This window comes from Flavobacterium sp. FG68, from assembly GCF_057808895.1.
Genome location: NZ_JBMDIY010000029.1, coordinates 75,211 through 81,608, shown reverse-complemented (window position 1 = coordinate 81,608; position 6,398 = coordinate 75,211). Strand labels below are relative to the sequence as shown.

General features: G+C 34.5%; 6 protein-coding genes. 5 read left to right on the top strand and 1 reads right to left on the bottom strand.

Going from position 1 to position 6,398, the window contains the following annotated elements:
* Nucleotides 1-345: 345 nt before the first annotated feature.
* Nucleotides 346-2,514, bottom strand: coding sequence for a hypothetical protein (locus tag ACODSB_RS17690; protein WP_488938019.1), 2,169 nt, complete (start codon nt 2,512-2,514; stop codon nt 346-348).
* 192 nt (nt 2,515-2,706) lie between these two features.
* Here ACODSB_RS17690 and ACODSB_RS17685 point away from each other — a divergent pair, with 192 nt between their 5' ends.
* From ACODSB_RS17685 to dapB, 5 genes are all read left to right on the top strand, one after another.
* Complete coding sequence (locus tag ACODSB_RS17685) at nt 2,707-3,108, top strand: septal ring lytic transglycosylase RlpA family protein (RefSeq protein ID WP_488938018.1); 402 nt, start codon at nt 2,707-2,709, stop codon at nt 3,106-3,108.
* Nucleotides 3,109-3,383: 275 nt separating this feature from the next.
* Nucleotides 3,384-4,151: a ParA family protein gene (locus ACODSB_RS17680; protein ID WP_053472385.1), complete on the top strand. Its 768-nt coding sequence runs from the start codon at nt 3,384-3,386 to the stop codon at nt 4,149-4,151.
* Between the two features lie 5 nt (nt 4,152-4,156).
* Nucleotides 4,157-5,059 carry a ParB/RepB/Spo0J family partition protein gene (locus ACODSB_RS17675; protein ID WP_053472386.1) on the top strand — a complete coding sequence of 301 codons (903 nt, stop codon included), beginning with the start codon at nt 4,157-4,159 and terminating at the stop codon, nt 5,057-5,059.
* The gene (locus tag ACODSB_RS17670; protein WP_488938017.1) at nt 5,059-5,619 is read left to right on the top strand and encodes a DUF5683 domain-containing protein; all 561 of its coding nucleotides are present in this window, start codon (nt 5,059-5,061) and stop codon (nt 5,617-5,619) included. The genes ACODSB_RS17675 and ACODSB_RS17670 overlap by 1 nt, the downstream gene beginning before the upstream one ends.
* Before the next feature lie 39 nt (nt 5,620-5,658).
* Nucleotides 5,659-6,360, top strand: coding sequence for a 4-hydroxy-tetrahydrodipicolinate reductase (gene dapB, locus ACODSB_RS17665; protein ID WP_053472388.1), 702 nt, complete (start codon nt 5,659-5,661; stop codon nt 6,358-6,360).
* Nucleotides 6,361-6,398: the final 38 nt, after the last annotated feature.

Here is a 6,398-nt window from a genome sequence, read left to right as displayed (position 1 = left end):
TTTTTTTTGCAATAAACTGAAATATAAAAACATACGATAGAACGGTTATCGCGTCCCGATTGAAAATCGGGAAGGCCGCAGGTTCGAATCCTGCCACCCCGACAAAAGTCTTTTCATTTACTTGAGAAGACTTTTTTTTTGCAATAAACTGAAATATAAAATCAATAACATTATAGATTTCTAAAATTTATCTCATTTAAAACATAGCCCGTGGTTTCAACCACGGGAAACGTATTGTGATTATCAATGTGTCCCCACGGTTGAAACCGTGGGCTATATTAAAAACAAAACCTCTAAAGAAATATCTATCTCTAGAGGTTTCATTTTAAAATATGTATGTTTTACTTATTTTTCCATATTTATATAAGCAGGAAACGATTCCTTACTAGGCAAATTAAATTCTTCATCGAAAGGCTGCGTACCTTCACCATTATTGTATAATGCCACACGTTTTACACCAGTTGCTGTGCTTCCGCCAATACCATTAATAACATTTTGAATATTTCCCGGGCCGGCAAAACGAGTAATACACATTTTTTCAAGTTTCACATTTGGACTATTAGGCGCTTCAAAACCATTTTTCTTATTCACTTTGCCATCAGTTCCTGTAAAAACCGCATAAGAACCCATTCCTATACTATGATACTCTTTTACAGTATTGGCTATTTTAAATGCTGCATAACCATCAACTTTACCTCCTTGGCTACTCCAGCTTGCTTGATTTGGAGCATCGTATGGCGGCTCGTTTTGGAAGAAATAAGTTCTGCCGCGTTCTCCTAACCATAAAACTTCATATTCCTGAAAGTGTTCCGTAAACAGCGCATAAAGCGTAACATCATTACCAGTAACAATAAGTCCGTTTTTGCATCTGTCTCTTGTCCATCGCAAATCTCCACCTTTTTGCGAACCATGATCAGCACGCCATAACCAGAAATGGTCACCCACCACATTACTGCTGTTTATTTGCATAGCAGTATGTATCTGAATATTTTTTGACTGAACCCCGCCTACTCTACAAGTAATATCTGATAGTAAGATAGGATTTGCAGAATGATCTGCTTTTGCACCTTCTTCACCAATTCTAACCTGATAAGTTGTACTATTAAATGAATCTGTCAAAAGTCCGGCAATAATAATTCCGTCCTTGTCATCGGCATAAATACATCCCCAAGTATTTTTCTCAGTAGGTTCCAACGTTACCGAAGCTATACCAGCACCCAAAAGAATTGCATCTTTTCTATTTACCTGAATAGGCGCATTCAATGCATAATGACCTGGTGTAAAAAATATATTTTTACCTGCTTTTAACGCATTATTAATTTCTACATCGGTGTCACCTTCTTTAGCAACATACCAATCAATAAGTAAATCCTGAACTTTTCCCTTACCCATGTCTGTTGACGACCATGAAACTCCTACTCTATCTTTTTGCCATGCCGGAACAAATACTTTGTATTCGCCATCATTATCAATAAAAAGAAAAGGTTTTTCTCTTATAATAGGTGTAATAGGAATTGGAGAATTGGTATCATCAGCTTGCGGAGGATTAACACAGCCTTGCCAAACCATATTATACGAGCCTCCCATAGCTCCCGAACCGGAAGGAAAAATAGCATTTCTGGTGTACCATTGCTGCTGTCCGCCCCAGTTTGGTCTGTTTGATGTATAATGAGTATCGGCAATAAAACCACCACTTCCCCAAAAATTGGTATTCCCAATATCTGAAATATATTTCGAAGTATTTTCAATCAGCATTCTTCGTGCACTGGTGGATTGAGAAACTGTCCATGCAAAATCTCGCATTACTTCTACATTTTCTACAGAACGCCAAAATGTACAGGTAGCATTTGCTCCGCCAGAAAGGTGAGGTCTTGTAAAAATAGAACCCAATTTAACATCTGATGGCACTTTGCCCAAACCTCCAATATGAGAGTAGAATCCTAATTCTATTGAATTGGCTTCTGCCGATGATGCAGATCCCGACCCGCCTGAATCGTAAGTTTGTCCATCAACATTTGCTTTTAAATAATATGCCTGACGTTTTGTTGTCCATTCACCATTTGCTCCGCCCAGATCAATAGCACTAAATTGCGAATTAATATCAATTCGTGCCGTTTCTGCTTTTTCATATTTTCTATCGTAGAAATACATATTACTTCCAAAAATTTGGTTCTCCAGCGAAACCATGATTGTTATATCGTTACGAGTTATTTTATAATAGTTCTCGTATTTATTTTTATTTGGTTTATTATCTGTAAAGGTCAATTTAGAAGTTGAGCTCACAGAAACAAAATTGGATGCCAAACGACTTCCTCCTCTTGTGATCACATAATTTCCCGAAGAGCCAAATGCCGGCCAAGATAATGTTATGCTATGTTTTTTCTTATTGTAAACAATTTTGCCTTCTATCTTATTTTCCTGTTTTTTTTCATCAGATGAATTAGACGTTGCAAAACTGCATAGAATCAGCATAAACGCAAATGCAGTAAATACTGAGGTTAACTTTTTAATCATAAAAATTGTTTTTGGTTTAATAGTTTTTTAGGGATTCTAAAATAGTCATAATCTTTAACCTGTATCTTTCAATTTTCTTATCAAAAACTATACAACGGCGCCAAATATGCCTTTTAATAACATAAATAAACCGTATACGATATTCTCATTTTTCCATAATAGATTTTTTTTGCGCCCAATAGAAATTAGAAAATGAAAATAATAATACTCTATATTGCTCTAGCTTTTTCTGCAACGGTTACAGCACAAGAAAATTCAACTGATACAGATCCCGGCACTGAAAACGATCAGTATATCTTATATAAAGAAAATGCTCACGCTTCTTATTATCATGATAAATTTAACGGAAGAAAAACAGCAAGCGGTGCAAGATTCAACAATGATGATTTGACTGCTGCGCATAAAAAACTTCCTTTTGGTACAAAACTTAGGGTAACAAACGAAAAAAATAACAAATGCGTTATAGTAGTAGTTACAGACAGAGGGCCTTTTATTAAAGGAAGAGAAATTGACTTAAGCAAAAGAGCTTTTATGAACATTGCTTCAAATATAAAGAGCGGCTTAGTTTATGTAAAAATTGAGATTATAAAATAAAAAACCTGTTCATTATTTTTTATTATTAATATTTTAGAAAAGAAAAAACAGAATGAGATCATTTCTACAAAGTAAATTTTAAATTCGTTCACTTTTACTGCAAAACAACTTTCATCATGACCAAAATCTGGTCTGTAATTCTGCTCAAAACTTAAATTAATTTCTGCCGAACACGCACGAAACAACGATTAAGCGAAGTTTCACAAATGTTAACAAAATAGATTTTCAAAAACCATAAATAATTGTATTTTTACGGTTCAAAATTCAGAAAATAAATGGGCAAAATCATTGCGATTGCTAATCAAAAAGGAGGCGTTGGAAAAACTACAACATCTGTAAATCTTGCAGCCTCATTAGGTGTTTTAGAGAAAAAAGTATTATTGATCGATGCTGATCCTCAGGCTAATGCTACATCTGGCCTTGGAATTGACGTAGAATCTGTTGAACTTGGAACTTACCAAATTCTTGAACATACAATAACACCAAAAGAAGCTATTTTAAAATGTTCAGCTCCAAATGTTGACGTGATCCCTGCTCACATTGACCTTGTTGCTATCGAAATCGAATTGGTTGACAAAGAAAATCGTGAGTATATGCTTAAAAAAGCATTAGAAGAAGCAAAAGAAGAATATGATTTTATCATTATCGACTGTGCGCCTTCATTAGGTTTATTAACCTTGAATGCTTTAACAGCTGCCGACTCAGTAGTAATTCCAATTCAATGTGAGTATTTTGCACTTGAAGGATTAGGAAAATTATTGAACACAATTAAAAGTATTCAAAAAATTCACAACCCTGATCTAGACATCGAAGGATTATTACTTACAATGTATGATTCAAGATTACGTTTATCTAATCAAGTAGTTGAAGAAGTTCAAAAACACTTTAACGATATGGTTTTTGACACCGTTATTCAGCGAAATGTTAAATTAAGTGAGGCACCAAGTTTTGGAGAAAGTATCATTAATTATGATGCTACAAGTAAAGGTGCGGTTAATTACATTAATTTAGCTCAAGAAATTATAAAGAAAAACAGTAAATAGTTTTTATGACAAAAGCAATTAAAAAACAAGCCTTAGGAAGAGGATTATCAGCGTTATTAAAAGATCCGGAAAACGACATTACATCAGTAGAAGACAAAAATGCTGATAAGGTTGTTGGAAATATTATTGAGCTTGAAATAAGTGCTATCGAAATAAATCCGTTTCAGCCTAGAAGCAATTTTAATGAAGAATCATTACGCGAATTAGCTACTTCTATTAAAGAACTTGGTGTAATTCAGCCTATTACTGTTCGAAAATTAGATTTTAATAAATACCAGTTAATTTCTGGAGAACGTCGTTTACGTGCTTCAACTTTAGTTGGTTTAACTCATGTTCCGGCATATATTCGTATTGCTAATGACAATGAGTCCCTTGTTATGGCATTGGTTGAAAACATTCAGCGTCATGACTTAGACCCAATCGAGATCGCACTTTCTTACCAGCGTTTAATTGACGAAATTCAATTAACACAAGAGCAAATGAGCGAGCGCGTTGGAAAAAAACGTTCTACGATTGCCAATTATTTACGTCTTTTAAAACTGGATCCAATTATTCAAACTGGTATTCGCGATGGTTTCATTAGTATGGGACACGGTCGTGCTATCATTAATATTGAAGATTTAGACGTTCAGACTGATATTTACCAAAAAATCGTAAGTCAAAATTTATCTGTTCGTGAAACTGAAGCCTTAGTTAAAAATTATCACGAAGGTCAGCAACCAAAAGCAGAAGGAAAACCTAAAGCTGAATCTTCGTTTGTGGTTAGAGAAACACAAAAAAATACTTTCAATGATTATTTTGGTTCGAAAGTTGATATAAAAGTCGCTGGTAACGGAAAAGGAAAAATCACAATTCCTTTTAATTCTGAAGCCGACTTTAATCGAATTATAAAATTAATAAACGGATAGTGAATAAAATTGTCCCCATAAGTCTATTGTTCTTTCTCATAGGAACCGTTTCTCTTTTTGCCCAGGTAAAAAAAGACACGGTTTTAGTCGTTAAAGACACAACTGCATTAATAGAAATAGATCCGCTTACACCTGCAAAAGCAGCTTTTTATTCGGCTATTTTACCTGGTTTGGGTCAGGCATACAATAAAAAATACTGGAAAGTTCCGCTTGTTTACGGAGCAATTGGTACAAGTTTATACTTTTATATTGATAACAATAAAAAATATCATGATTATCGTGATGCCTACAAACGAAGACTAGAAGGCTATAATGATGATAAATATCAATTTCTTGACGAAAGCAGACTTATTGCCGGTCAGAAATTTTATCAGCGAAACAGAGATTTATCTGCCTTATTTGTTGTTGGTTTTTATGTTTTAAATATTATCGATGCTAATGTTGATGCGGCTTTGATTCAATTTAACGTAAACGAAAGACTATCACTTCGTCCAGAAATTTATCCCGCCGATGTAACATTTAAACCAAACGTCGGACTAACTTTTAATTATCGTTTTTAAATAGCTTCTTCTATTTAAAACTTACAAATAACACACAAAATGAAAATTGCGCTTTTAGGATACGGAAAAATGGGTAAAGTAATCGAACGAATTGCTTTAGAAAGAGGTCATGAAATTGTTTTAAAGAAAGACGAATTCAATACATACGACGGACTTTCGACTGCAGATGTTGCGATTGACTTTAGCGTTCCGTCAGCGGCAGTCGACAATATTTCTGCATCTTTTAATGCTAATGTTCCTGTAGTTTCCGGAACAACAGGATGGCTGGAACATTACGATGAAATGATTGCTCTTTGCAACGAGAAAAAAGGAGGTTTTATCTCCAGTTCAAATTTCAGTTTGGGAGTAAATATTTTCTTTGGTTTAAATGAATATTTAGCCAAAATCATGAATCAATTTGATTCTTATAAAGTTACGATGGAAGAAATTCACCACATTCACAAATTGGATGCTCCAAGCGGAACTGCGATTTCTTTAGCACAAGGCGTTATTCAAAACAGTGACTATTCTAACTGGACTTTAGACGAAGCAAAAAAAGGTGAAATTCATATTGAAGCTAAAAGAATTGGAGAAGTTCCGGGTACACATACCGTAAACTACGATTCGGCTATTGACAGCATTGAAATCAAACATACTGCTCATAATCGTGAAGGTTTTGCCCTTGGCGCTGTTATCGCTGCAGAATGGCTTGCCGGAAAACAGGGGATTTTCACTATGAAAGATGTATTAAACTTACAATAAATTGATAAAAATTCTGGATTAAACAAATATTCAATCCC

Excerpts from the sequence above, each read along its gene's own strand:
- ACODSB_RS17690 (WP_488938019.1), bottom strand. The coding sequence starts at position 2,514 with ATGATTAAAAAGTTAACCTCAGTATTTACTGCATTTGCGTTTATGCTG.
- ACODSB_RS17675 (WP_053472386.1), top strand. The coding sequence starts at position 4,157 with ATGACAAAAGCAATTAAAAAACAAGCCTTAGGAAGAGGATTATCAGCG.
- ACODSB_RS17680 (WP_053472385.1), top strand. The coding sequence starts at position 3,384 with ATGGGCAAAATCATTGCGATTGCTAATCAAAAAGGAGGCGTTGGAAAA.
- dapB (WP_053472388.1), top strand. The coding sequence starts at position 5,659 with ATGAAAATTGCGCTTTTAGGATACGGAAAAATGGGTAAAGTAATCGAA.
- ACODSB_RS17685 (WP_488938018.1), top strand. The coding sequence starts at position 2,707 with ATGAAAATAATAATACTCTATATTGCTCTAGCTTTTTCTGCAACGGTT.